Genomic DNA, 24,820 nt, shown 5'->3' on the forward strand with positions numbered 1-24,820 from the left:
AGCGCCGGTGAAGGGGGTTCTAAGGTTTACCCCACAAAGCCGCAAGTGGAAAATTCAGAAAAATTCGAAAAAACTCACAATATGGAATTTATTGTTTATTTTCATAGAATTGAGTTATAATCGCCTGCCAAAACGAACACCTCAGGCCACCGTTTTCATGTGCGACTCAGGTTTTGCACAAGCTTACCCACAGACTCAGTCAGCGATCAGGTGGAATCGGCTTGTCGGAATCGGCTGAACGGGTTCGACAGTGGCAAACGCAGGGCCAGAAGGGCCAGAATCACACTTAGATAGATCAGCGGTTCGATCTGGAACCCTTTTGCCAGCATCACGTAATGCAACCCACCCAAAATCGCAGCCGGATAGACCAGACGCTGCAGGGCGCGCCAACGTGAACCTAAACGGCGTACCGACAGATCATTGGAAGACAGGGCCAAGGGCAACAAAAGCAGGAACCCGGCCATGCCAACCGTAATGTAGGGACGTTTGAGGATGTCCGCCCAAATCTGACTTGGCAACTGCACATCCAGAACAAGCCACACCAGCAGGTGCAGGCTGACATAGGTAAATGTCAGCACACCCAATGCACGTCGAAACTTAAGCAGATTGAGACCTGCAAAACGCCTTAGCGGAGAAACAGCAAGCACTGCGATTAAAAGCTGCAACGCCAACTCTCCGTACCGATGCTCCAGCGCCTCGATTGGATCGATACCCAACCCTCCGGTCAGACCCTGATAGAACAGCCACGGTGCCGGGATCAGGCCCAGCACGTAGACGGCCCATACAGGCACCCGGCGGAGTATCTGGTTCACGGTCTGCATGCGCTTAGTAGTATTCCGACAGATCCATGCCGTCGTAAAGACCTGCCACTTCGGCCTCATAGCCGTTGAACATCAGCGTCGGAATACGTTTCGAAAACAGCCCGCCGCCAATAGTGCGCTCTGACGCCTGAGACCAGCGCGGGTGATCTACGTTCGGGTTCACATTGCTATAGAACCCGTATTCGCGCGGATTGGCCATGTTCCAACTGGTCGGCGGCTCAACATCCGAAAGAGTAATGCGCACGATCGACTTGATGGACTTGAACCCGTATTTCCACGGCACCACCAGACGCAAAGGAGCCCCGTTCTGGTTCGGGATTGGGCGATCATAAATACCGGTTGCCATGATCGTAAGCGGATGCATCGCCTCATCCAGCCGAAGCCCCTCACGATAGGGCCAGTCGAGAACCGGGTATTGGACACCGGGCATTTCATCCGGGCGGTATGCCGTTTCGAACGCCACGAATTTGGCACCCTCTTGCACACCGGCCATGTTCAACAAATCCGACAGTTCGAATCCATTCCATGGAATGACCATTGACCATGCCTCGACACAGCGAAACCGATAGATGCGTTCTTCCACGGTCATCTCGGACATTACATCCTTGAAGTCGTACTCACCCGGTCTGTCGACCAGACCGTCGATTTTGATGCTCCAGGGCTCCGTCACCAGGGAATGGGCATATTTGGCCGGATCATCCTTTCGCGTCCCGAACTCATAATAATTGTTGTACGAGGTGATTTCTTCCCAAGTGTTCGGCTCCAGCGCTTCCTGCGCGCTGGCTTTATGCGACATCCCGGCCAAACCAACTCCGGCCAGCCCCGCCATCACCTGGCGACGATTCAAGAAGGCCGCCCGCGGGGTGACATCTGCCCGCGTCAATGTGTTGGTCCAGCGATGCGCCATGTATTTCTCCGTCATTGGCCAGTGTTAAGGAACAGGTAGGTCGGTCTTAACACAGGACCAAGGCAACATGCGTCACGATTGGGAGAAGTGACTGTAACGAAAACGGCGGTCGACCGAGTGCTTGGCCCTTATCCAAAAAGCGGATCACACCCGACAACATGCAAATTTCGGGCCAAGTGACGCATTCAGGCCATTCCGCTATGTTTTTTCGTTTTGTTTATATAGGGGACCTAGCGTCATGCTTGATATTGACGCCATACAGCGCACAGTTCCTGCGCTTACGTTTTTCTAGGCGCGAAGGGACGGAGTTTACGACCAATGGACATCGGTCGCTGAGGTCGCGCTTTGAATGAAACGGCAAATTTGATCGGAAAGGACGAATTATGAAAACGAAACTGGTTGCGGGCTTGTCGCTGGTTCTGTTTATCGCTGCATGCGCTGAGAAAGAAACCTACCCCATCTCCGGGTGCGACTCGAATGAAACCTTCCCCGTGACCTGCGAGGAAATCGGTGAAGACACGAACCTGGATGAAAACAACGCACAGGACCTGAACGCATTGCCGACCGGCGCCTGACGGCACCTGATCCAACACACGGGGCTGTACCAGCCCCAACCGACTCTGGAAAAACCCGCCTTCTCTGGCGGGTTTTTTGTTGGGGCTGTGCATTCCTACAAACAGATGCATTTGATCGCCGTGGGGACACGTTCTCACCAAAAGGCTCTGCAGGTCGATCTTCAAAGCGGCAGTTGCGTCTGGGGTGGCTGCAGCAGACGCCAGCGCGTCAGCACCTATGGCGATGGCAGCGGGTGACGGCAAGATAAAAGACATGACCCATACCATCAGCCCCGATTTTCCCACCTATCTGGACGAACCCGGCTATGCCGCAGAGCCTGTGTTCAAGTTTTCTTAATACGGTTTCAACCTGCAACAGCTGACGGTGAACGAACATACGGGTACCCATATTGATGCGCCGTTGGATTTTTCGGCTGACGGGGCTTCCGTCGACGAAATTCCGGTATCGGATCTGATCGCACGACTGTGCGCCGAAACATAAAGGGGGGACTGGCGGGACTGCACGGATATTCGCGATGATCTGACGAAGTCGGGATGAAACCAACCTATTCCCGCGTGGCCCACCCCATATGAAAAGCGAACTTCTGCAATTTGATCCGGGCAGAAAAAAAGACCCTCCGATCAGGAGGGTCTTTCTTGTTCTTTAAATCAGTGAACCACAGCGTCATCTGGTCTGGGTCGTTCAGACGTTCCCAGCCGATCCCCGATGATCAGCCCATCCGATCCGGCGGTCACTGGAACGGTCTCACCATCCTTGATCTCACCGGCTAACAAAGCCTCGGCCAGCGGGTTCTGCAGCGCACGCTGAATCACGCGTTTCAACGGACGTGCGCCGAAGACCGGATCATAGCCTTCGTTCGCCAGCCATTCCTTGGCCCCGTCGTCCAGCGCCAGCTCGATCTTGCGAGCAGCCAGACGTTTTTGCAGACGTGCCATCTGGATATCGACGATACCATCCATATCGGCCCGCTTGAGCCGGTCAAAGATGATGGTCTCGTCCAGACGGTTCAGGAATTCGGGCCGGAAATGTGCCCGGACTGCATCCATCACATCGCGCCGTGCCTGCGCACTGTCGGCACCTTCGGGCAGTTGGCTCAGCGCCTGAGACCCAAGGTTCGACGTCAGGATGATCAGCGTCTGCTTGAAGTCCACAGTGCGGCCCTGACCATCGGTCAGAACGCCATCATCGAGAACCTGCAGCAGCACGTTGAAGACATCCGGGTGCGCCTTTTCGACCTCGTCAAACAGCACGACCTGATAGGGCCTGCGCCGCACGGCTTCGGTCAGCACACCGCCCTCGTCATAACCGACATAGCCCGGAGGGGCACCGATCAGACGGGCAACCGCGTGTTTCTCCATGAACTCGGACATGTCGATGCGCACCATCGCGTTGTCGTCGTCGAACAGGAAGTTCGCTACGGTCTTTGTCAGCTCGGTCTTACCTACACCGGTCGGGCCGAGGAACAGGAACGAGCCCAGCGGGCGGTTCTCATCATTCAGGCCAGCCCGCGCACGGCGCACGGCGTTTGCGACGGCGGTGACGGCGGCATCCTGACCGATCACGCGAGAATGCAGATCGTCTTCCATCCGCAGCAATTTCTCGCGCTCGCCTTCCAGCATTTTCGAAGTCGGAATACCCGTCCAGCGCTCGACCACCGAAGCAATCTGTTCCGGACGCACCGTTTCTTCGGCCATCATGGCGTTGCTTTCGGCGTTTTCGGCCTCGGTCAGCGTTTTCTCAAGCTCAGGGATGACGCCATAGGAGAGTTCCCCGGCCTTGGCCAGATTGCCTTCGCGCTTGGCGATTTCCAGATCAGCGCGCGCCTTGTCGAGTTGTTCTTTTAGATCGCGCGCACCCGCGAGCTTGTCGCGCTCGGCCTGCCACTGGGCGGTCATCTCGGCGGATTTCTCCTGCAGATCGGCCAGATCCTTTTGCAAGTTTTCCAGACGGTCTTTAGAGGCCGCGTCGTCTTCGAGCTTCAGCGCCTCTTCCTCGATCTGCATTTGCAGAATCTGACGGTCGAGTTGGTCCAGCTCCTCAGGTTTGGAGTCTACCTCCATCCGCAAACGCGACGCCGCCTCATCGACAAGGTCGATGGCTTTGTCGGGCAGGAAGCGGTCGGTGATATAGCGATGCGACAGCGTCGCCGCCGAGACCAACGCCGAGTCCGAGATGCGCACACCGTGGTGCAACTCGTACTTCTCCTTGATGCCGCGCAGGATGCTGATCGTGTCCTCGACCGTGGGCTCCTGCACCATGACGGGCTGGAACCGGCGTGCAAGGGCCGCGTCTTTTTCAACGTATTTGCGGTATTCATCCAGCGTGGTCGCGCCGATACAATGCAGCTCACCCCGCGCCAAAGCGGGTTTGATCAGGTTGGCCGCATCCATCGCGCCGTCGGATTTCCCGGCGCCGACCAGCGTATGCATCTCGTCGATAAACAGGATGATCTCACCGGCGGCTTCGGTGACTTCGGTCAGAACGGCTTTGAGGCGTTCTTCGAACTCACCACGGTATTTCGCACCAGCAATCAGCGCGCCCATATCCAGCGCCAGCAGCTTCTTGTCCTTCAGCGATTCCGGCACATCGCCGTTGACGATACGCAGGGCCATACCCTCGGCAATCGCGGTTTTACCCACGCCGGGTTCACCGATCAGAACGGGGTTGTTCTTGGTCCGGCGCGACAGAACCTGCATCGAGCGGCGGATTTCCTCATCGCGTCCGATGATCGGATCAATCTTGCCCTCAGCCGCAGCCTCGGTCAGATCACGCGCGTATTTCTTCAACGCGTCATAGCCGTCCTCTGCAGACGCGGTGTCGGCAGTACGGCCCTTACGGATATCGTTGATCGCTTCGTTCAGTTTCTGCGCCGTCACAGCGCCATCTTCCAAGGCATCCTTGGCCTTGGATTTCACCATGCACAAAGCCATCAGAATGCGTTCAACAGGAACAAAACTATCGCCTGCCTTGGTGGCGATTTTCTCGGCCTCGGCCAGAACCTTGGCGGTCTGGCCATCCAGATAGACCTGCCCGGTATCGCCTTTGACCTTAGGAATGCGTGCCATAGATGCGTCCAGCGAATTTGCAACACGGCTGGGCGCGCCCCCGGCGCGTGTGATCAGGTTGCTGGCCAGTCCCTGATCGTCATCCATTAATGCTTTCAGCAAATGTTCGGGCGTCAGGCGCTGATGCTCTTCCCGCATCGCAATGGTCTGCGCCGCTTGCACGAAACCCCGTGCCCGCTCGGTGAACTTGTTCAAGTCCATATTAATCTCCTTTTCCAAGCGCCCTGTTTTGATGCACCCGCTTGGCGGCATGCGTCGGTCAGAGCCTCACATTCAATCTGGGAAATATCTGCCCCCGTTCAAGAGGCTGAACACAGATTCAACCCCTATCTGCGCGGTATTGTGTAAACCGTGTACCCTCCGGTTTCAGCCACTTCCCGCGCGTTGTACATTTCAACCAACGATTGGGCTGCGTCGCTGCCCGTCGGGCAAGACACAAGATCAGCCGCGTCATCCAAGAAGTCGATGGTAAAGGCCGTTTCCCCGGTCAACTGGCAATCGTCGTCGGTCGAACGATAACCCCCAACCAAACGCAGATTGTCGTTGGTCGGGGTCTTGATCACCATGTCAGCCGCCTCTTCCTCCAGCGGCATATCCTGACACGCTGCCAATGCCAGGGCTGAACCCAACATGATTAGTTGTCGTATATTCCGTTTCATTCTCAAATCCGCTCCTGCAATTCAGGGGCATGATATCACATTAAGCACCCCGTGCCGTGATCTGAGTCACTCCTCTATCCTGCATGGACAGAAGCCACCAAACCCGGTAGGACGCCGACGTTTGCCAAAAAGGAGCGCCCCATGTCCGATGACCGCCTGATCGTTGCCCTCGATGTCCCGAATGCGCTGCAAGGTCTGGCCATGGCCGAACGCCTTGGTGACTCGGTGTCTTTCTACAAAATCGGCCTGGGTATGCTGACCGGCGGCGGGCTGGCGCTGGCCAATGAGCTGAAGCAAGATCATGGCAAACGCATCTTTCTGGACATGAAACTGTTCGATATCGGCAATACCGTCGAAAGTGCTGTTCGGGGTCTGGCGCAGTTCGATCTGGACTTTCTGACGGTGCATGGAGATCCCCATGTAGTGCGCGCCGCAAAAGAAGGCGCTGCAGGCAAGGACCTGAAGATCCTTGCCGTCACAATCCTTACTTCGCTGAACCGCGATGATCTGGATGCGAGCCTGCTGAAAGACGGTGACGTGCAGGACCTGGTGGTTGAACGTGCCGCGCGCGCGCTTGAGGCCGGGGCGGACGGTGTCATCGCAAGCCCGCAAGAGGCTGCTTTGATCCGCGCCCTGCCCCAATCCGAAGGACGGTTGATCGTAACCCCCGGCGTTCGCCCCGCCGGGGCCGAGCTTGGCGACCAAAAGCGTGTGGCCACCCCCGAAAACGCCATTGCTAACGGGGCAGATCACGTCGTGGTTGGCCGCCCGATCTATCGCGCAGACGATCCCAAAGCCGCCGCTGACGCGATTCTGAACGAGCTTTCATAGCTTCAAGCAGCCAAGCCCAACCGCGGCTGACTAAAAAATTGGCATGTTAATTTTTTTGGAGCCACGGCCACGGACCGAGTGAACCGCCCGGAAAATCGCACAAAACGGCCGACAACAACTTGACCTTACGTCACTTTTCCCGCGCTCCGCGCCAAATCGTCCCTGTGCCCCAAAACACACATGAAAAATACGAGAATTCGTTATGTGATCTAGGTCCTATCGAAACGCGGGTTTTTGCGCGATTCTAGGCTTGTGATACTCCCCGCGGACCGTATCTTCCTGAGGTCCGTTACCTCCCCCCGCCCACTTGCGGGGGGTCTTCTTTCGAAAACAATTTTCACGATTTGCACCTGTCCGCGCTTTGCCCGACGAGGCAGAGTGGTATAAGTGACCCTCCGATTTGCACTGACGTTTAGAGGAAGTGCCCGATGCCCGGCTTTTGCCGAGATTGCCTGTCCATATCCTCGGATGCTCACCGATGCGGTGCCTGTGGCAGCCCCCGGATCAAATCGCATCCAGAGCTGTTCGACCTGTCAATTGCGCATATGGATTGTGATGCTTTCTATGCCTCGGTCGAAAAACGGGACAACCCGGAACTTGCGGATAAGCCAGTGATCATCGGCGGGGGCAAACGCGGTGTTGTGTCAACCGCCTGCTATGTTGCTCGCATCCGCGGGGTGCGGTCTGCGATGCCGATGTTCAAGGCGCTGCAACTCTGCCCGGAGGCCGTCGTGATAAAGCCCCGCATGTCAGTTTACGCCGAGGTTTCGCGCAAGATACGCGCCATGATGGATGAGCTCACCCCCGTGATCGAACCCTTGTCCTTGGACGAGGCGTTCATGGACCTGTCCGGCACGGAACGCCTGCACGGTGCGCCGCCTGCAGTAATGTTGGCAGGCCTTGTAAAGCGTATGAAGGATGAACTGGGCGTCACAGGTTCGATCGGGCTGTCGCATAACAAGTTCCTGGCAAAAGTTGCCTCGGATCTGGACAAACCACGCGGGTTTTCGGTGATCGGGCAGGCGGAAACGGCATCCTTTCTGTACGACAAGCCCGTCCGCCTGATCTGGGGCATCGGCCCCGCCGCGCAAGAGTCGCTGGATCGCGCCGGTATCCGCGCATTCTCGGATTTGTTGCGCTGGGACCAAGAGGCGCTGACCGCGCGCTTTGGGTCAATGGGTTATCGGCTTTGGCATCTGGCGCGCGGGCAGGACAAACGCCGTGTTTCCGCGCATGAACCGATGAAGTCCATCAGCAACGAAACAACGTTTTTTGAAGATACGGCCAATTTGGACATTCTGGATGGCCACCTGTGGCGCATGGCGGAAAAAGTGGCTGACCGGGCCAAAGCCAAAGGGCTGGCGGGGCGCGTCGTGACCCTTAAGCTGAAAAAAGCCGACCACAAAGTACTAACCCGGCGCGTTTCGCTGCGGGATGCAACGCAGATCGCGGATCGTATTTACCGCACCGCGCGCGGGCTGTTCGATCAGGTGGGCGATCAAGGTCCGTATCGCTTGTTGGGATGTGGCATTTCCGATCTCTGCTCTGAAAATCAGGCTGATATCTCGGGCGACTTGTTGGATCCGGGCGCATCCCAGCGATCGCAAGCCGAACGCGCCACGGACGAAATCCGGCGTCGCTTCGGAACCGACGCCATCGTCAAGGGTCGCGCCTTACGATGAGGTTACTCCGCGGCCAGCCGCACAGACTCGTCGCCAATCTGTGAGATTTCCATGATGACCTGCCGCAGCGTTTCCCGAAACGGAGCGAAATTGGCGTTTGGCGTAATCCGCGTTTCGTCCATATAAAGCGACCGGTCGATCTCAATCTGAATTGCGTGCTGATTGCGTCCGGGCCGCCCATACGTTTGCGTAACATAGGCCCCCGCGAACGGCGCATTCCGGGCGACCGTCAGCCCGGCCGAGACAAACGCCGCTTCGATCCGATCCACGATCTCGGGCGAGGCAGACGCCCCAAACCGATCCCCCAAAACAATCTGTGGTCGGCGGGTGCTGTTGGTCCCTGCCATTGCGACCGCCTCATGCGGCATTGAATGACAGTCGATCAAAATCGCCTGTCCAAAAGAATCCAGCGATTCCTTCAGCAAAGACTTCAGGCGTGCATGATAGGGTCGCCAACAGGTATCGATACGCAGACGCGCTTCGTCCATCGTCAGCTTGCCACGATAAATCGCGCGCCCATTCGCAACGACGCGTGGAATCACACCCAACCCCGATGTAACCCGAGGATTGTGACCCTGACGGCGCGCGCCTTCGATCAAAGCCGGGTCCAGCTCTTCGGCACTGCGGTTGAGGTCCAGATAGGCGCGGGGTTTAGTCGCCGAAATCAGCGGCGCGCCACATTCGGCAGCGGGCGAAAACAACTGATCCACAAAGGCATCTTCCGAGGATCGAATCACATCCCGGCTCAGAACCGTCCGCTGCAGCAACGATTGCGGGTAATTCCGACCGCTATGAGGAGAGGAAAACACAACACAAGACGTGCGCTTGGCGGGCAAATCCAATACATAGGCTGTGTTCTGCATAACGACTCCTTGTTCGCGCCCAACATAGACCGGAAAATAGTTCTTCCAAACCCCTTGAACCCCTTTGCGACTCCTTTTATAGACCCCGCTACCGGCGCGGGGTTCCGCGCCCCATTTCGTTATGGGGCAGGGCACGCAAAGGTAAGTGGGCGGTTAGCTCAGCGGTAGAGCACTTCGTTGACATCGAAGGGGTCACAAGTTCGATCCTTGTACCGCCCACCATGATTTCACTGTTCCGGTTATCCGGGGCACCCGATTAACCCAGGCGCTGGCCACGTCTTTGATGAAGGCGCCGCAGATTGGAGACAGACCCATGAAGGTCAAGAACTCGCTCCGCTCGCTCAAGAACCGGCACCGAGATTGTCGGATTGTGCGTCGCAAAGGCCGCGTCTACGTGATCAACAAGACGCAGCGCAAGTTCAAAGCTCGCCAGGGCTAAGAACCGCTTAATTCGAATAGAAAGAACCGCGCCTCCGAGCGCGGTTTTTTTGTTGGCAGGTCAGAACGTGATCCCTGCATGGATCAAGATACCGATGACCATCAGAATGTTGAGAACCATTGAAATTCCGTTGCCCACATAGATCGGTAATTTTCCCACAACCAGACCGTAGAAAAACCACAGCATCGAAAGCACTGCGTATAGGGACCATGACAGCAGGGACTGACCGCTTGCGTGCTGGGAATGCGTGAAATACAGCTTCATGAGCTGCGGCAGCGTTGCAAACGGGCCGACGACGCCAATGAAAACCATAAATCCCTCGAACCGGGCCATCCAGTGACCAAAGTTTGATTTCTCCAGCTTTTCAGCCAGCGTTTCCGTCATCAAATGTGCCCCTTCGCATGGCGCTCAATACAAACAATCCGCAGTCATCACCCGGAAGCTTCCCGGCAATTTAGCCGTTTCCGGGCCCGCCACCAAGAAAAACAAAAAAACCCAGGCACGGTAAATACCCGTATCAGCGATCATTTTCCCAAGTAAATTTGTCAGATTACCTTGCATCCCCCTGAGAATCGTTTAATTGACCAAATCAGTCGGGTTATAGCCCGGCACGAAATTTCACTGTTGGGACATATGATGCTGAAATCCTCTACATGCGTTGCCGCCGCTCTGACGGCCCTGATTTCAACCTCCGCCGCCGCCGAGGGGGAACTGAACCTCTATTCCTCGCGCCATTACGACACTGACGAGCGTCTCTATTCCGATTTCGAAGACGCCACCGGCATCACCATCAACCGTATCGAAGGCAAGGCCGACGAGCTGATCGCCCGTATGGAGGCCGAAGGCGCGAACTCACCCGCCGATATCCTGCTGACCGTGGACACCTCGCGCCTGGCCCGCGCAAAGAACGCCGGCATCCTGCAACCGATCGACAGCGCGGTTCTGGAAGAACGCATTCCGGCCAATCTGCAGGACGAAGACAACCAGTGGTACGGCTTCTCACAGCGCGCGCGGATCATCTTCTTTGACAAGGCCGATGTCGCGAATCCGCCCGCCAGCTATCTGGATCTGGCCAAGCCGGAATACAAAGGTCTGGTCTGCATCCGGTCGTCCAGCAACACCTACAACCAGACCCTGCTGGCGTCGATCATCACGAACCACGGTGCCGAGGCCGCAAAATCATGGGCCGAAGGCGTTGTCTCAAACATGGCACGCGAACCGCAGGGCGGTGACACCGACCAGCTACGCGGGATCGTCTCGGGCGAATGTGAGATCGCCGTTTCCAACTCGTACTACTTCGCTCGTGCGCTGCGCAAAGATGTGAAGGGCCTGAGCGCAGATATCGACATGATCGGCGTGCAGTTCCCAGCTCAGGACGCCGAGGGCGCGCATATGAACCTGTCGGGTGCAGGCGTTGCCGCCCACGCGCCAAACAAAGAGAACGCGGTAAAATTCCTGGAATATCTCGCCGGTGAGCAAGCGCAGGTTTATTTCTCGAACGGCAATGATGAATTCCCCGCCGTGGAAGGTGTGGCGCTGGCCGACAACGTCGCATCGCTGGGCGAGTTCAAAGCAGACAAGGTGAACCTGTCCGAAGTCGCCAAGAACATCCCCGAGGCGCAGAAAATCTTCAACGAAGTTGGTTGGAAGTAATCAGTCCAACAAAGTCACGAACAAGGGCGCAGAGAATTCTGCGCCCTTTTTTGTTGATATTGCTATGTTTTCAGCGTACTTCTCATATATGAAAATTTTTCTCATTTTTGATTATGATGCATGACATATCGCATCGCCTTGCCAAAAGGCTGAATGAGCTGCGCCGCGCGCGGGGTTTATCGCTGGACCAATTGGCAGATCAAAGCGGGATCAGCCGGGCGACGCTGTCCCGCATGGAAAAGGGTGATGTCAGCCCGTCTGCAGAAACGCTTGGCCGGATTTGCGCCGCTTACGGGTTGCCGATGTCGCGCCTGCTGATGATGGTCGAAGACAGTTTTGAGCCTCGTGTGCCATTTGAACGTCAACCGGAATGGCGTGATCCGGAAACCGGGTTCACGCGCCGGTCTGTCTCGCCTCCGGCCGCCGGGCTGAGTGGCGAAGTGCTGGAGGGGCACCTGCCACCCGACACAGTGATCACTTATGACACGCCGCCCAAACCTGGGCAGGAACATCACCTGATCCTTCTTGATGGTGCCCTGACCCTGAGCGTGGATGGCGTTGCACATACGCTCACCGGGGGGGACTGCCTGCGGTATCACCTGTCCGGCCCCACGCGATTTGAAACGCCCGCGACCCGGGGTGCACGATATTTGTTGGTGCTAATATGATCTCACTACTTGTGGAAAGGGAACTCGACGAAGCGTTGGACGATCTGTCCGACATCCTACATGCCTGCGTGCAGGACGGCGCCAGCGTTGGATTCGTTCTACCCTTTTCACCGGATGAGGCACGGGATTATTGGCGAACGCACGTGTGGCCCAGCGCGCAATCAGGTGCCTTGGACGTATTTGCCGCACGGGACGCAGGCCGGGTTGTAGGGACCGTGCAACTGATACCCGCGACCATGCCTAACCAGCCGCACAGGGCAGATGTGGCCAAGCTGTTGGTTCACCCTAAAGCCCGACGCAAAGGGCTGGGTCGCGCATTGATGGCCGCCCTAGAAGAACGGGCGCGACGACTGGGTCGAACGATGCTGGTTCTGGATACGCGCAGCACGGACCCGTCGCTTATCCTGTATCAATCCCTTGGCTTTCAGATCGCCGGGGAAATACCGGATTTTTGCCGGAACCCGTTCGAAAACCGGTTGGAGCCGACAACCTATATGTTCAAAGACCTGTCCTGAACCAAGGCATTGCGCCCAGGTGACAACGGCCCCGGAAACGCCGGGCAAAACCCGAAACAGACTTGCAACACCTCCCCTTCACGGTGTCACTATCAACAGGATGGTTGGAGGACTTGCATGAAGCCGCGGTTATTTGGGGGTCTGTTTTTGTGCGCCGTGGTTCTGGCCGCCTGTGCCCAAACACAACGGACATATGAAAAGACCGTAACAACTTCGGTTTCGGCTCGCCCGAACAGCAGCTTGTCACAAACGGCGCAACGACTGGGCGACCCAAGGGACGGTCGGTCCGGCGTCAAGCTCATCAGTGACGGAGAAGAGGCACTTGTATCGCGCCTTTTGCTTGCCGCCGCAGCAGAACAGACGATCGACGCGCAGTATTACCTGCTGCACAATGACACGACGGGGCACCTGTTTGCTGCCAGCCTGCTGCAGGCCGCCGACAGGGGCGTGCGAGTCCGCCTGCTGCTGGATGATATGGACACGTCCAGCTACGACGCGATGACGGCCGCGTTGGACAAGCACGAGAATATCGAGATTCGCCTGTTCAACCCATTCTGGCGGGATCAAAGTCTGCTGATCGCCGGACTGACCGACTTCAAACGCATCAATCGCCGCATGCACAACAAGTCGATGACCGCCGACAATGTGTTTTCCATCGTAGGTGGTCGCAACATTGGCGCCGAATATTTTCTGGCCCGCGAAGAAATGAACTACGCAGACCTTGATGTGCTTGCGGCAGGCCCTGTCGTGCGTCAGGTCTCGGACAGCTTTGATGCCTACTGGAACAGCGACTTTGCGGTCCCAGCGCGCGTTGTCATCGAAGACCCCGAAACCATTTCGTTAAGCGACGCCCGTATCCGCCTGACCGAACTTGTGGAGGAGGCAAAGCCGACGCCCTATGGATCAGCCTTGCGCAGATCAGCGAAAGAAAACTTTGCGGATGGGGCGCTGAGGCTGGATTGGGTTCCCGCACAGCTTTACGCCGACCCGCCGTCCAAAGCGGCCGGTGCAGACAGCACGGACCCCATTCTTGCCTCGCAACTGCTGCCGTATTTCGAAGATGCCAAAAGCGAGGTGAATATTATCTCGGCTTATTTCGTGCCGCGCAGTAATGGCGTCAGATGGATGACCGAGATGGAAAACCGCGGCGTCGAGGTTAAAGTCGTCACCAATTCGCTGGCCTCCAACGATGTCGCCCCGGTCTATGCCCACTATGCCAAGAAACGCCGCGCCCTGTTGCGCGGCGGGGTTGAGCTTTACGAGCTGCGCCCAGACGCCTATCAGGTTCAACGGCGGGGCATAAACTGGGCGCAATCGCGTTCGGGCCTACATTCCAAAGCGTTTACGGTAGATGACCGTTACTTATTCGTGGGGTCTTTCAATTGGGATCCGCGATCGGTCAACATCAACACCGAAATGGGTATTCTGATCGACTCGCCCGCGCTGACCACGCAGACCATGACCGCGCTTGATGACGCTTTGCCAGCCTATACCTACAGCGTCACACTCGAAAGGGCCGGCCAGTTGAAATGGACCACCCAGAACGAGGACGGCACCATAGCGGAATATGATGCGGAACCGACCGGGTCCGTATTGGATCATATTCTGGCCGGCTTCTTTGCGGTTCTGCCCATCGGATCACAGCTTTAGGGACAGAACGACCCGGCACGCTAGCCCAGTACAGGAAGGAGCAAAGCCATGAAGTAGTTCAAGCTGTATGCCGACGCTGACGGGGAAAGCCATTGGACCGACATCGACGTCCCGCTGCGTGAACGCAGCTTTGCCCCGCCTGCCAAGGCCATCGAAGTATCTGACCCCGAGCCTGCCACTCAATTTATGTTTCTACGGTTGCAATCCGGGTGGGACGAACCCGTCCATCCAACGCCTGTCGCGCAGAAGCTTGTCTGCCTGTCCGGGTCTGTTCGGGTTACCGCAAGCGATGGCGACATACGCGATATCGGCCCTGGGGACGTGTGGCATATGGAAGATACCCATGGCAAAGGTCACCACACCATTGTCACCAGCCCCGGGGATTTTGAAGCTGTCATTATCCAGTACGGATAGCTCTCTACCTCAATCAAAACCCCGCGCGGGCGGATTTCGGGTATACTGGTCGCATTAAACTGCACCTTCTCGCTGGCGTTCTGGAGGAGACGGATATGGAACAGCGGCTTTCGGCCATCCTTGCCGCCGATATGGTGGGTTACTCTCGGCTAATGGAATTTGACGAACTGGGCGTCCTGTCCCGTCAGAAAAAATACCGCCGGGAATTGATCGACCCCGAAATCGCACGCAGCCGTGGCAGTATCGTGAAAACCACCGGTGACGGCATGCTTGCCACGTTTGAGTCCGTGCAGGACGCGGTCAAATGTGCCGTCAATATCCAGAAGGCCATGAACCAGAACGAAACCGAACTGGAGGACGATCAGAGAATCCGGTTTCGCGTCGGTATCAATCTGGGCGACGTCATTTTCGATGACGGGGACATATTCGGCGACGGGGTGAACGTGGCGGCGCGACTGGAAGGTCTTGCGGAACCGGGCGGTGTCTGCGTTTCTGATATCGTGCATCAGGCCGTCCAAGACAGGGTCGATGCCCCGTTTCGGGACATGGGCGGCCAACGTGTCAAGAATATCAGCCGTCCGATCCGTGTCTGGCACTGGTCGCCACAAGCGCCCCGGCAACGAAAAGCGCCCGACATTTCGCTGCAGCAGCGAGTCAAGTTCTGCCGGTCACAGGATGGGGTCAACCTTGCATGGGCAAGCACCGGGCAGGGAACGCCTGTGCTGAAGGCTCCGAACTGGCTCAACCACATCGAATACGAATGGACCAGCCCGGTCTGGGGGGATTTCCTGTCCGAGATGTCGAAACTGTGCCAACTGGTTCGTTTCGATCAGCGGGGCAATGGCCTGTCCGATTGGGACGTTGACGACATATCCGAGGACCGGATGATTGATGACATTGTCGCCGTTGCCGACGCCGCCGGGCTGGAGCGTTTCGGGCTGTTGGGGATCAGTCAGGGATCGGCGTTTTCCGTCCGGTTTGCCGCAAAATACCCCGAGCGCGTCAAGTTTCTTGTCCTTCTCGGAGGCTACGTCCGAGGGCGTATGTCTCGCGGTGACGCAGAGGCTGAGCAATTCTATGAAGCGTCACGCGCCATGGTATCGACCGGCTGGGGGTCACCCAATCCGGTTTACCGCCACTTCTTTACGTCATGCTATATGCCTGATGCCACGCCGGAAGAAGGGGCCAGCTTTGATGAAATGCAACGCATTTCCGCCAGCCCTGAAACGGCGCTTCGCATCATGGAAATGAACGCCCATGTAGATGCGCGCGCCGATGCGCAGGGCATTCGTGTCCCAACGCTGGTCCTGCACGCAAAGGGCGATTTGGCCGCCCCGATCAGCGAAGGCCGGGAAACTGCGCGTGAAATTCCCACAGCCGAGTTCGTCGAGCTTCCCGGTTCGAACCATTGCATGATCCGGGGTCATGCGGGGTTTGATGAGTTCTTTCAGGAAATCGGACCCTTTCTGAAAGAACACGGCAGCTAGGATCAAATTCCAACGCGCCAATGCCTTAGCCTATTGTCAGACCGCTGCGTTGGACGCCCCATCAAACTGTGTTTTCGCGCCACGCTAAGAAATTGAGTCTGCTGAGTGATCAGTTTCATTTTGCCGGGAATCACTTTCGGGCATTATGATCCGAGAATGTTTAATGAGTTTTATGAGTTGATAGATGTACCCTTCGCATATTGGCGCGCATTGCAGCGCCACCACTGACCTTCAAAGAAACGAGTTCGCGCAGAAATACCCTTTGCTGGATGACGCATCGGTTCATGCGCAATGGAAGAACGGATCCTGGCAGATCACGAGGATCGGAGATATCTGGAAGAGAACGGGAAAAATAATGTCCGTGCCCCATGACGGGACTGACGCTTTCCCCTCGTTTCAATTCGCCGAGGACGGGACCCCTTTGCCGCTGATGGAAAAAGTCCTCAAGGCGCTGCCCTGTGAAATGACGCCCTGGCAACGGGCCTATTGGATGACATCCCCCAGAAAGGAACTCGGGGGCCAATTCCCGGCACAGTGCATAAGAGCGGGTGACGAACGCGTGGTCGATGCCGCCGGACGCGCCAAAGGCGTTCCGCGCTACTAAGCTGTGGCCCACTGCTCAGAACGTAGCTTTTGGCTGTTTCGATGCGCAACTTGCGGAATGACCGCACCCAACGCGTCTGTAGATACGCCCGCAAGAAGGTGAGCTTCGACATCAGGGGGCCACAGGCAATATTCGATGCATGGGAGTTGCATTGCTTACAGCGACAGAGTGGGCGCATTCATAGGCTGTTTGCTCTGTTTCTAGAAAGCACCACTCTTGAGATAACTTACGTTGCAACAAGTTCAATTATTCGAACCTCGTAATAAGATCGAGTAGCAACATACTCAGTTCCCATGAGGGTGTCGAAAATGCGCTTATTCAGCTTGATTACCTTTGCGGCCTTTTGCGCTTTTGTGGCCGCTGTATCAGTTCCCAGAAACAGCTTCGCCCAAACATGGGACATCGCATCACGGCACTCAGTCAGCGGTGTAACGGTGTATGATACAGATGAGCTGTTAACATTTGCCGGTCAGCTAGCCTTTGACCGGTCCGGGCGCATCACGGCCTCGGAAGTCGCGTCAACGATCACTCAAATCTACCGGGAAGACGGGTATTTCCTGGCAGAGGCATGGCCCGGCCCTGATGGGCAGAGCATTGTTGTGGATGAAGGACGCATTCAAACCATCGAAATTGAAGGCGTAGATACCCGCACATTCCAAACCCTGGAAAAGATCTTTCGCCCTCTCACCATCGCATATCCAGTAACTCTCAAACAGTTTGAGCGGGCAGTGATGCTAGCGGAAGACATACCTGATCTGGAATTGTCGACCGAACTTGATTACCCGGATCAGGCTGGTGCCCGGCTGAGGATATTAGGAGAGCCCCTGCGCAAACAAGCTGGCAGTGCGACACTCGACAATCCCCCGCGTGAACTTGGGGAGGCGCTCAGTTTCTATGTTGTGCAAGAATTCTACTCGACGCTGGCCGTCGGTGATTTGCTGCGATTTGAGGGGTCCGGCAACTACAATTGGGACAAAGACGATGAACACTCTTTATGGGGGGCTCTTACCTATCGCACGCCGCTGAACAGCAATGGTCTGTATGGTGAGATCTTTTATGGGAACATAAACGCAAAACGTGACCTCTCGGGGGATTTTGCAAGAACCGATATAGACGGCGAGAACTTCACCGTCGCGATGGGTTACCCGGTGATCCGCGATGTAGCTCGTTACGGATACCTTCTGCTGGATTATCGCCTTTCAGAATCGGATTCTGTTAGTGGAGGCGTTCCACTGTCCAGCGACGCCAGCGTCGTTGGCCTTACATATCTTTACGGGCAAAACTATTCAGAAGGACAGGCGCTGGAAGCCGGATTAACCTTATCTTTTGGCGACAATGACACTGACACGACAGACGCCAATTTCGACGACGGGGACTCTTCGTTCTGGCACTTGCGGGGCGGCATCGGATACGAAAGCCCGCTGACGGGCTTATCGCCCAACACTGCGTGGCGGACTGAAATCTGGGGGCAGTACACAACTGACCGTCTGCCTTCTGTCGAAGAGTACTTTCTTGGTGATCGTTATGCTTTGCGCGGATATCGGTTTGACGAGGTGGACGGTGATTCTGGGATTTCCGCGATTTTTGAAGTGTCTCATTCCTACTTCCCCAGTTCCCAGAGCGTCCATCGCCTAACGCCCTTTGCCTTTTTCGACATTGGTTACATCACGAACAATGACCCTGCGAGTTTTGAAGTTGATAATGCTACACTGGCATCGACGGGTCTGGGCTTGGACGTTGAGTTCAAACGAAACCTATTCCTGTCCGGATACGTTGGTGTCCCTCTGAGAGACGGCCCTTTGACCGACTCTGGCGATCCTGGCGCGTATCTTGCTCTGACAACAAGTTGGTGAGGATGTTATGAAACGGAACTGCATTGTTTTGCTTACCGCAGCTTGTTTGATTGCAGAACTGGCCGCTACTCAGGTCGTTGCCCGCGGAAATCACTACGGGTGGTGCCGAGGCGTAGGGAACCCGCACCAGTCGAGCCAAGGATGCGGGCAGGCTGGTGGGCAAGGGGCAGGTAATCAAGTTACTGGCCCAACTCAGCCGGTGGCAAATCAGTTGCCGCCTAAGGGAACGCAGCAAACACCCACGTCCGTTACCGTGCCGGTCCTTGCGCCAGGCGCGATCCCGAACGCAATTCCCAATCAAGTTCCTATCGCGACGCCAATAGCGGTTCCCGGTCAGGTTCCAACACCGGTAGTAGCGCCGACTCTTGCCCCGCCTTTGGTACCAAACGCGACACCAAACCGGGTTCCAACGGCCGTTCCCAATCAGGTTCCCCCGTTAGCTACCGGACCTACGGTTGTGCCTCCGCAAGTTCCGACTGCGACTCCCAATCAAGTTCCCATAGCTGTCCCTGGCCAGGTTCCGCCTCAACCTAATGTGCCGCCCCTTGTGCCAACCGCAACGCCAAACCAAGTACCAATCGCCGTTCCCGGCCAAGTCCCACCTCAGCCCACCGGTCAAACTGCTGTGCCACCGCTGGTCCCGACTGCAACACCAAACCAGATTCCGGTCGCAGTGCCCGGCCTTGTTCCACAACCTAGCGGTACGACAGCGACGCCACCGCTTGTCCCAACCGCAACGCCCAATCAGGTTCCCACGGCGGTTCCAGGCCAAGTTCCACAATTGACCCCAAAACCTACGGCAACTCATGTGGCCGTCCCCGGACATCCAAAACCACAAGGCATCGTGACAATCATGCGCCCAAAGCCGAGGCCAACAACTGGGACCATCCAGCAACCCGTCACAACACAAGTGACCCACCACTTAACCCACCAAAGCAATTCAAAGAAACACGACCACGTCGCAGCAACACCTGGACGGCATGACCCGCACGACCTACCGAAGTTCCGCAACGCGGCGGCCAAGGAAGACTGGGAATGCGTTGCCAGCGGATTTGGACAGCGCCGGTATGATGCCGGGCGCGGTGTTTTGCTGAACAACGGGGCGTTGCGGCATTTGGGGAATGTGGACGCAATGGCACGCGATGTTCCAGCACGGCATCCAAAACATGCCGGCTGCATTATTTCGGTTAAACGAAAGCAGCGGTGAAGTCCGCTTGGTAAATTACGTGGTGCGCGCATAATGCTGCGCGCACCTACACAATCTCAGAAATCCAGGTTTTCGACGCTCAACGCGTTTTGTTGGATGAATTCGCGGCGAGGCTCGACCACGTCACCCATCAGTTTGGTGAACAGGTCGTCTGCTTCGACCATGTCATCGACCCGCACCTGCAAAAGGGTACGGGCATCCGGGTCCAGCGTGGTTTCCCACAACTGATCGGGGTTCATCTCGCCCAGTCCTTTGTAGCGTTGCAGGGACAGACCCTTTTCGCCCTCTTCCAGAATGGCGCGCAGCAGGTCCAGCGGGCCGTGGATGGCTTGCATCCGATCACGGCGAACCAGAGTGGCCGGGGTGTTGTAAACCTCTTGCAGGCTTTGGGTGAAACTACCCGTCTTGCGCGCCTCGCCCGAGCGCAGCATGGGGCCGTCCAGCGTGCGCACTTCTTCGACGCCCCGCAGGATGCGGGCCAGACGGATGCCATGATCCTGTGTAATCCGGCCTTGCCAACCGCGTTCGTATTCCAGCGCGATCAGGTCCAGACGGGCGGCCACCTTGTCGGCCACACCTTGCAGGTCGGCATCCACCGCACCCGGAACAAATGCTCCGGCGACCGCGGCCTGTTCCAGGATGTGACGCGGGTAATGCGTTGGGAAGGCGTCCAGCACACGTTTCAACTGGCGCGCTTCGTCTACGACGCGGGTCAGGTCCTGCCCGATGATCTCCTCACCCGAGCCCAGTTTCAGCACCGCGCCCTCAACGCCTTGATTGATTAGGTAGTCGTCCAGAGCCGCCTGATCCTTCAGGTAAACTTCTGATTTACCACGCGAAACCTTATAAAGCGGCGGTTGCGCGATATAGAGGTATCCACCTTCGATCAGCTCCGGCATCTGACGGTAGAAGAAGGTCAGCAGCAGGGTCCGAATATGCGCGCCATCCACATCCGCGTCGGTCATGATGACGATCTTGTGGTAGCGCAGCTTTTCGATGTTGAACTCATCGCGGCCAATGCCAGTGCCCAGCGCCATCACCAGATTGCCGATTTCCTGCGACGAGAGCATCCGGTCAAACCGCGCACGTTCGACGTTCAGAATTTTCCCACGCAGGGGCAGAACGGCCTGAGTCAACCGGTCCCGACCCGTCTGGGCGGAACCACCCGCCGAGTCACCCTCCACCAGGAAAACTTCGGTCTTGGACGGGTCTTTCTCGGAACAGTCCTTCAGCTTCCCAGCCAGATAGTTCACATCCATCGCCGTTTTGCGGCGGGTCAGTTCGCGCGCCTTGCGGGCCGCCTCGCGCGCCAGAGCAGCCTCGATGATCTTACCGACAATGCCCTTGGCCTCATTCGGATTCTCCTCGAACCACTCGGCCAGTTTTTCGTTCATCAAGCCTTCGACCGCCGGGCGCACCTCGGACGACACCAGCTTGTCCTTGGTCTGGGAGGAGAATTTCGGATCGGGTACCTTGACCGACAACACACAGGTCAAACCTTCGCGCGCGTCATCACCGGTGAAGCTGACCTTTTCCTTCTTCGCGATCCCGCTGGACTGCGCATAGTTGTTGATCGTCCGGGTCAGAGCGCCTCGGAAACCGGCCACATGCGTGCCGCCGTCGCGCTGCGGGATGTTGTTGGTAAAGGGCAGAACGGTCTCATGATAACTGTCATTCCACCACATCGCGATTTCGACCCCAATGTCGTCACGCTCGCCCTTGATATAAATCGGCTCGGGCATCGCGGGCGTCTTCGACCGGTCGAGGTATTTGACGAATTCCTTGACGCCACCCTCATAGAACAGCTCGGTCTCCAACCGTTCGGCGGGGCGCTCGTCGATCAGGATGATCCGCACGCCCGAGTTCAAAAAGGCCAGCTCACGCAGGCGCTTTTCAAGCGTTTCAAACGAATATTCGAGGTTCGAGAACGTACTGGTCGAGGCCAAAAACCGCACCTCGGTTCCAGTGCGATCCCCACATTCGCCCACGACCTTCAGATGTTCCGCTGTTTCGCCACCTTCAAAGCGCGCCACGTGTTCCTTGCCGTTGCGCCAGATACGCAGCTCCAGCCAATCGGACAGGGCATTCACAACCGAGACACCCACACCGTGCAGGCCACCTGACACCTTGTACGAGTTGCTGTCAAACTTCCCGCCCGCATGCAGTTGGGTCATGATGACTTCAGCGGCTGACACACCTTCTTCGGGGTGAATATCCACCGGAATCCCACGGCCGTTATCGCTGACCGAAACACTGGAATCGGCGTGGATTTTGACCGTCACATGGTCGGCGTGCCCGGCCAGCGCCTCATCAATTCCGTTGTCCACAACCTCGTACACCATGTGGTGCAGGCCCGACCCATCGTCAGTGTCACCGATATACATGCCGGGACGTTTGCGAACAGCCTCTAAGCCTTTGAGAACCTTAATAGAATCAGCGCCATATTCCTGTGGTGCCTGTGCGTCTTCGGACATTCGGTTAGTACCTATATTATTTTGGTAACTTATACGTTTTCTGGTGGGGAATGTCACGCGATCCCACCAGATTTTGTGTCGGTCAGTGTCTTTTTCAGCAGATCACAGCCGATCTAGATCGGCCGCAATATCCGACGCCAATTCTATCGCATTCACATCGTCACGCTCGGCCGACAACCGCAGACCCAAAAGATCCGATTGGTACCGTGCGGCCAACCGATCCGGGTCATGATGTGCGCCAATTTCTCCGGCCGCCTGCGCACGTCGGAAAAGGGTGGCGAAACACTCTTTCATCTCCTCCAGATGAGCGCCTGCCTTGTCCGCCAAACCGTGCCCTTTGGCCTGCAGTTCAGCGAATGTCTTGGCCAGCATACAAGCACGCGCTGGCATTTCCTTGGCGCTTATCACGATCTGCGGCTGCGTTTTTAACGCCTGTAATGGCCCAACCTCATCCGCCATGGTCGTCAATCGCGACACGCCATCCTGCGCGTACCGCTCCAACGCCAGAGCATACAGCGCATCCTTGGATCCGAAGGCCGCATAGAAACTGCCAGGTTTCAGATTCAGTTCGCGTTCAAGATCCTTGAGCGACGTTCCAGCCCACCCCTGACGCCAAAAGATATCCCTGGCCTGCGCGATCAGCGCATCTCGGTCGTATGAAGGTTTGCGAGGCATCGGGTTCACCAATTCTTGAGCATTTACTCAAATATATACTTGAGTGATCGCTCAATAAAGCCTAAATACGACTCACAGCGCCAGAAACAGGAGTTTTGACATGGCAAACTTCCCCTCTCATGACCTTGAAACCGCCCCTGAAGGGTCCAAACCGCTGCTGGAAAAGTCTCAGGCCGCGTTTGGCCGACTGCCCGGCCTGCACAAAGTGATGGCTGAAAGCCCGCAGCATCTGGAAGGCTATCAGATTCTGCACCATTTGTTCCTGCAAACCGACTTTGACAATGACGAGAAGACCGTTGTCTGGCAGACAATCAACGTGGAAAACGAATGCCACTATTGTGTGCCTGCCCATACCGGCATCGCCAAGATGATGAAGGTCTCGGACGAAATCACCGAGGCCCTGCGCAATGAAACTCCGCTCCCGTCGGCCAAGCTTGAGGCCCTGCGGACCTTCACGTTGCAAATGATGGAAACCCGTGGCAACCCGTCCGATGCACAGCTTCAGGCGTTCTTTGACGCCGGTTATTCACACCGCGCCGTTCTGGATGTGGTGCTGGGCCTGGCACAGAAAACCATGTCGAACTACGTCAACCACATGGCCCAAACACCCGTTGATGAGGTGATGCGCGGCTTCTTGTGGGAGCGTAAAGTCGGCGAGCCGGCCTAAGCCGTCACGACTGAGCCCTCATCGCTTTCGGTAACAACAAGCGTTTGGGCCCGGTCCCCCAACTCCGCAAACAGCTCAGGCCCGGTGCCTGTCATCCAGGCCTGAGCCCCCAGCGCGCAAATCTCATCATAAAGCGCAGCCCGCCGCCCGGCATCCAGATGTGCCGCAACCTCATCCAGCAATACGATCGGCGGCGCACCCACTGTCTCAGCCAGCGCACGTGCGTTCGACAGGATCAACGACACCAACAGCGCCTTCTGCTCTCCGGTTGAACAATCCCTGGCGGGAACACCCTTGGCCTTAAAAACCCCATACACGTCAGACCGATGCGGCCCCACCAATGTCCGCCCTGCAGCCAAATCGCGGAACCGGCTTTCGGCCAGTGCCTCGCGCAGATCGTCTGCCGTTTCGGGCATCGCACCTTCGGTTTGCACTAGCTCCAGATCAGCCGATGGGAAGGCGGTTTCCGCCCGCTCCTGCGCAGCGCGCAAACAATCCAAAGCCGACAGTCGCGCTGCGTGGATACGGTATCCGGTCTCGGCCATCTGCCCCTCAAGCGCTGCATACCAATGGGCATCACGCACTTGCTCTTTCAGCAGGCGGTTCCTTTCGCGCATGGATTTCTCATAAGTCAGGGACGCCTCAGCGTGGGTCGGATCAAAACTCAAGGCGATGCGATCCAGAAACCGCCGCCGCCCCTCGGCCCCTTCGATCCACAACCGGTCCATTGAAGGGATTAGCCAGACCACCCGCGCCAGCTTGCCCAAATCAATCTGACTGGCCGTTTTGTCATCAATCCGAACCTGCCGTGCTGCGCCACCCTCGGACCACGTCTCGATCTCATAGCTTTGCCCCTGCGCCTGCAACACACCAGACAGCTTCCAGCCCAGCGCCTCGGGCCGCCGCGTCATCTCAGCCGCACTCGCCCGCCGCATCCCACGTCCGGGCGAGAACAACGACACCGCCTCCAGAATATTAGTCTTACCGGCCCCGTTTGGTCCATGCAGCGCAACCGGCCGCCCATCCAAAGCCAGCCGCGCCAGCTTATGCGACCGAAAATGCGAGACCGTCAGTTCAGTCAGGGCCAATCCCATGACCCCACCCTTCTTC

The 24,820-nt window shown here is 57.0% G+C and carries 24 protein-coding genes and 1 tRNA gene; 16 read left to right on the forward strand and 9 right to left on the reverse strand.

Features of this window, described 5'->3' with window-relative positions; translation table 11 throughout:
• Positions 1–206 precede the first annotated feature (206 nt).
• Together msrQ and msrP are read right to left on the reverse strand one after the other, a co-directional pair.
• Positions 207–821, reverse strand: a complete 615-nt coding sequence (msrQ, locus tag GOV88_RS16600) for a protein-methionine-sulfoxide reductase heme-binding subunit MsrQ (RefSeq protein ID WP_171126114.1) — start codon at positions 819–821, stop codon at positions 207–209.
• A 4-nt stretch (positions 822–825) separates the two neighbouring features.
• Complete coding sequence (msrP, locus tag GOV88_RS16605; protein WP_171127154.1) at positions 826–1,728, reverse strand: protein-methionine-sulfoxide reductase catalytic subunit MsrP; 903 nt, start codon at positions 1,726–1,728, stop codon at positions 826–828.
• 383 nt (positions 1,729–2,111) lie between these two features.
• On the opposite strand from msrP, the gene GOV88_RS16610 reads away from it, so the two are divergent.
• The 3 genes from GOV88_RS16610 to GOV88_RS20515 all read left to right on the forward strand — a co-directional run bounded on the left by GOV88_RS16610 (position 2,112) and on the right by GOV88_RS20515 (position 2,784).
• On the forward strand, positions 2,112–2,303 hold the full coding sequence (locus tag GOV88_RS16610) for a hypothetical protein (RefSeq protein ID WP_171126118.1): 192 nt from the start codon (positions 2,112–2,114) through the stop codon (positions 2,301–2,303).
• 184 nt (positions 2,304–2,487) lie between these two features.
• Complete coding sequence (locus tag GOV88_RS20510) at positions 2,488–2,640, forward strand: hypothetical protein (RefSeq protein ID WP_254428859.1); 153 nt, start codon at positions 2,488–2,490, stop codon at positions 2,638–2,640.
• 27 nt (positions 2,641–2,667) lie between these two features.
• Positions 2,668–2,784, forward strand: a complete 117-nt coding sequence (locus GOV88_RS20515; RefSeq protein WP_371808202.1) for a cyclase family protein — start codon at positions 2,668–2,670, stop codon at positions 2,782–2,784.
• Positions 2,785–2,951: 167 nt separating this feature from the next.
• Here the strand turns inward: GOV88_RS20515 and clpB are convergent, their stop codons facing one another.
• Together clpB and GOV88_RS16625 are read right to left on the reverse strand one after the other, a co-directional pair.
• Positions 2,952–5,570 carry an ATP-dependent chaperone ClpB gene (gene clpB, locus GOV88_RS16620; protein ID WP_171241115.1) on the reverse strand — a complete coding sequence of 873 codons (2,619 nt, stop codon included), beginning with the start codon at positions 5,568–5,570 and terminating at the stop codon, positions 2,952–2,954.
• Between the two features lie 125 nt (positions 5,571–5,695).
• Complete coding sequence (locus GOV88_RS16625; RefSeq protein WP_254428860.1) at positions 5,696–6,001, reverse strand: hypothetical protein; 306 nt, start codon at positions 5,999–6,001, stop codon at positions 5,696–5,698.
• 168 nt (positions 6,002–6,169) lie between these two features.
• Between GOV88_RS16625 and pyrF the strand changes: the two genes are divergently transcribed.
• Together pyrF and GOV88_RS16635 are read left to right on the forward strand one after the other, a co-directional pair.
• The gene (gene pyrF, locus GOV88_RS16630; RefSeq protein WP_171241116.1) at positions 6,170–6,859 is read left to right on the forward strand and encodes an orotidine-5'-phosphate decarboxylase; all 690 of its coding nucleotides are present in this window, start codon (positions 6,170–6,172) and stop codon (positions 6,857–6,859) included.
• Positions 6,860–7,287: 428 nt separating this feature from the next.
• Entirely contained in the window at positions 7,288–8,541 is a 1,254-nt protein-coding gene (locus GOV88_RS16635; protein WP_171241117.1) for a DNA polymerase IV, read from the forward strand.
• A gap of 2 nt (positions 8,542–8,543) precedes the next feature.
• Here the strand turns inward: GOV88_RS16635 and GOV88_RS16640 are convergent, their stop codons facing one another.
• Complete coding sequence (locus tag GOV88_RS16640; RefSeq protein WP_171126126.1) at positions 8,544–9,404, reverse strand: N-formylglutamate amidohydrolase; 861 nt, start codon at positions 9,402–9,404, stop codon at positions 8,544–8,546.
• A 147-nt stretch (positions 9,405–9,551) separates the two neighbouring features.
• On the opposite strand from GOV88_RS16640, the gene GOV88_RS16645 reads away from it, so the two are divergent.
• Both GOV88_RS16645 and ykgO read left to right on the forward strand, forming a co-directional pair.
• A tRNA-Val gene (locus GOV88_RS16645) sits at positions 9,552–9,626 on the forward strand.
• Positions 9,627–9,717: 91 nt separating this feature from the next.
• On the forward strand, positions 9,718–9,843 hold the full coding sequence (gene ykgO, locus GOV88_RS16650) for a type B 50S ribosomal protein L36 (RefSeq protein ID WP_008755722.1): 126 nt from the start codon (positions 9,718–9,720) through the stop codon (positions 9,841–9,843).
• A 60-nt stretch (positions 9,844–9,903) separates the two neighbouring features.
• Here ykgO and GOV88_RS16655 read toward each other — a convergent pair whose 3' ends face one another.
• Positions 9,904–10,227: a SemiSWEET transporter gene (locus tag GOV88_RS16655; protein ID WP_171241118.1), complete on the reverse strand. Its 324-nt coding sequence runs from the start codon at positions 10,225–10,227 to the stop codon at positions 9,904–9,906.
• A gap of 252 nt (positions 10,228–10,479) precedes the next feature.
• On the opposite strand from GOV88_RS16655, the gene GOV88_RS16660 reads away from it, so the two are divergent.
• The 8 genes from GOV88_RS16660 (at position 10,480) to GOV88_RS16695 (ending at position 19,894) form a co-directional block, all read left to right on the forward strand.
• A complete protein-coding gene (locus GOV88_RS16660; RefSeq protein WP_171241119.1) occupies positions 10,480–11,496 on the forward strand; it encodes a Fe(3+) ABC transporter substrate-binding protein in 1,017 nt (338 codons plus the stop codon).
• Between the two features lie 113 nt (positions 11,497–11,609).
• Positions 11,610–12,164 (forward strand): helix-turn-helix transcriptional regulator, encoded by a 555-nt coding sequence (locus GOV88_RS16665; RefSeq protein ID WP_171241120.1) that lies wholly within the window; start codon positions 11,610–11,612, stop codon positions 12,162–12,164.
• Complete coding sequence (locus GOV88_RS16670; RefSeq protein ID WP_171241121.1) at positions 12,161–12,679, forward strand: GNAT family N-acetyltransferase; 519 nt, start codon at positions 12,161–12,163, stop codon at positions 12,677–12,679. The genes GOV88_RS16665 and GOV88_RS16670 overlap by 4 nt, the downstream gene beginning before the upstream one ends.
• A 117-nt stretch (positions 12,680–12,796) precedes the next feature.
• Positions 12,797–14,329 carry a phospholipase D family protein gene (locus tag GOV88_RS16675; protein WP_171241122.1) on the forward strand — a complete coding sequence of 511 codons (1,533 nt, stop codon included), beginning with the start codon at positions 12,797–12,799 and terminating at the stop codon, positions 14,327–14,329.
• Between the two features lie 509 nt (positions 14,330–14,838).
• Positions 14,839–16,230 (forward strand): alpha/beta fold hydrolase, encoded by a 1,392-nt coding sequence (locus GOV88_RS16680; protein ID WP_171126138.1) that lies wholly within the window; start codon positions 14,839–14,841, stop codon positions 16,228–16,230.
• Between the two features lie 184 nt (positions 16,231–16,414).
• Positions 16,415–16,834, forward strand: a complete 420-nt coding sequence (locus GOV88_RS16685; protein WP_171241123.1) for a hypothetical protein — start codon at positions 16,415–16,417, stop codon at positions 16,832–16,834.
• Between the two features lie 308 nt (positions 16,835–17,142).
• Positions 17,143–18,687, forward strand: coding sequence for a ShlB/FhaC/HecB family hemolysin secretion/activation protein (locus GOV88_RS16690; protein ID WP_171241124.1), 1,545 nt, complete (start codon positions 17,143–17,145; stop codon positions 18,685–18,687).
• Positions 18,688–19,312: 625 nt separating this feature from the next.
• Positions 19,313–19,894 (forward strand): hypothetical protein, encoded by a 582-nt coding sequence (locus GOV88_RS16695; protein WP_171241125.1) that lies wholly within the window; start codon positions 19,313–19,315, stop codon positions 19,892–19,894.
• Positions 19,895–19,950: 56 nt separating this feature from the next.
• Here the strand turns inward: GOV88_RS16695 and gyrB are convergent, their stop codons facing one another.
• Entirely contained in the window at positions 19,951–22,368 is a 2,418-nt protein-coding gene (gyrB, locus tag GOV88_RS16700; protein ID WP_171212493.1) for a DNA topoisomerase (ATP-hydrolyzing) subunit B, read from the reverse strand.
• A 102-nt stretch (positions 22,369–22,470) separates the two neighbouring features.
• Positions 22,471–23,043: a TetR/AcrR family transcriptional regulator gene (locus tag GOV88_RS16705; protein ID WP_171126694.1), complete on the reverse strand. Its 573-nt coding sequence runs from the start codon at positions 23,041–23,043 to the stop codon at positions 22,471–22,473.
• 100 nt (positions 23,044–23,143) lie between these two features.
• On the opposite strand from GOV88_RS16705, the gene GOV88_RS16710 reads away from it, so the two are divergent.
• On the forward strand, positions 23,144–23,710 hold the full coding sequence (locus tag GOV88_RS16710) for a carboxymuconolactone decarboxylase family protein (protein WP_171126693.1): 567 nt from the start codon (positions 23,144–23,146) through the stop codon (positions 23,708–23,710).
• Here the strand turns inward: GOV88_RS16710 and recF are convergent.
• Positions 23,707–24,804 carry a DNA replication/repair protein RecF gene (gene recF, locus GOV88_RS16715; RefSeq protein WP_171241126.1) on the reverse strand — a complete coding sequence of 366 codons (1,098 nt, stop codon included), beginning with the start codon at positions 24,802–24,804 and terminating at the stop codon, positions 23,707–23,709. The genes GOV88_RS16710 and recF overlap by 4 nt on opposite strands.
• Positions 24,805–24,820: the final 16 nt, after the last annotated feature.

The sequence above is a fragment of the Ruegeria sp. HKCCA5491 genome (genome assembly GCF_013034565.1).
GTDB lineage: Bacteria > Pseudomonadota > Alphaproteobacteria > Rhodobacterales > Rhodobacteraceae > Ruegeria.

Bases quoted from the DNA above. Each gene is read 5' to 3' on its own strand.
- msrQ (WP_171126114.1), bottom strand. From the start codon at position 821: ATGCAGACCGTGAACCAGATACTCCGCCGGGTGCCTGTATGGGCCGTC.
- msrP (WP_171127154.1), bottom strand. From the start codon at position 1,728: ATGGCGCATCGCTGGACCAACACATTGACGCGGGCAGATGTCACCCCG.
- GOV88_RS16610 (WP_171126118.1), top strand. From the start codon at position 2,112: ATGAAAACGAAACTGGTTGCGGGCTTGTCGCTGGTTCTGTTTATCGCT.
- clpB (WP_171241115.1), bottom strand. From the start codon at position 5,570: ATGGACTTGAACAAGTTCACCGAGCGGGCACGGGGTTTCGTGCAAGCG.
- GOV88_RS16625 (WP_254428860.1), bottom strand. From the start codon at position 6,001: ATGTTGGGTTCAGCCCTGGCATTGGCAGCGTGTCAGGATATGCCGCTG.
- pyrF (WP_171241116.1), top strand. From the start codon at position 6,170: ATGTCCGATGACCGCCTGATCGTTGCCCTCGATGTCCCGAATGCGCTG.
- GOV88_RS16635 (WP_171241117.1), top strand. From the start codon at position 7,288: ATGCCCGGCTTTTGCCGAGATTGCCTGTCCATATCCTCGGATGCTCAC.
- GOV88_RS16640 (WP_171126126.1), bottom strand. From the start codon at position 9,404: ATGCAGAACACAGCCTATGTATTGGATTTGCCCGCCAAGCGCACGTCT.
- ykgO (WP_008755722.1), top strand. From the start codon at position 9,718: ATGAAGGTCAAGAACTCGCTCCGCTCGCTCAAGAACCGGCACCGAGAT.
- GOV88_RS16655 (WP_171241118.1), bottom strand. From the start codon at position 10,227: ATGACGGAAACGCTGGCTGAAAAGCTGGAGAAATCAAACTTTGGTCAC.
- GOV88_RS16660 (WP_171241119.1), top strand. From the start codon at position 10,480: ATGCTGAAATCCTCTACATGCGTTGCCGCCGCTCTGACGGCCCTGATT.
- GOV88_RS16665 (WP_171241120.1), top strand. From the start codon at position 11,610: ATGATGCATGACATATCGCATCGCCTTGCCAAAAGGCTGAATGAGCTG.
- GOV88_RS16670 (WP_171241121.1), top strand. From the start codon at position 12,161: ATGATCTCACTACTTGTGGAAAGGGAACTCGACGAAGCGTTGGACGAT.
- GOV88_RS16675 (WP_171241122.1), top strand. From the start codon at position 12,797: ATGAAGCCGCGGTTATTTGGGGGTCTGTTTTTGTGCGCCGTGGTTCTG.
- GOV88_RS16680 (WP_171126138.1), top strand. From the start codon at position 14,839: ATGGAACAGCGGCTTTCGGCCATCCTTGCCGCCGATATGGTGGGTTAC.
- GOV88_RS16685 (WP_171241123.1), top strand. From the start codon at position 16,415: ATGTACCCTTCGCATATTGGCGCGCATTGCAGCGCCACCACTGACCTT.
- GOV88_RS16690 (WP_171241124.1), top strand. From the start codon at position 17,143: ATGCGCTTATTCAGCTTGATTACCTTTGCGGCCTTTTGCGCTTTTGTG.
- gyrB (WP_171212493.1), bottom strand. From the start codon at position 22,368: ATGTCCGAAGACGCACAGGCACCACAGGAATATGGCGCTGATTCTATT.
- GOV88_RS16705 (WP_171126694.1), bottom strand. From the start codon at position 23,043: ATGCCTCGCAAACCTTCATACGACCGAGATGCGCTGATCGCGCAGGCC.
- GOV88_RS16710 (WP_171126693.1), top strand. From the start codon at position 23,144: ATGGCAAACTTCCCCTCTCATGACCTTGAAACCGCCCCTGAAGGGTCC.
- recF (WP_171241126.1), bottom strand. From the start codon at position 24,804: ATGGGATTGGCCCTGACTGAACTGACGGTCTCGCATTTTCGGTCGCAT.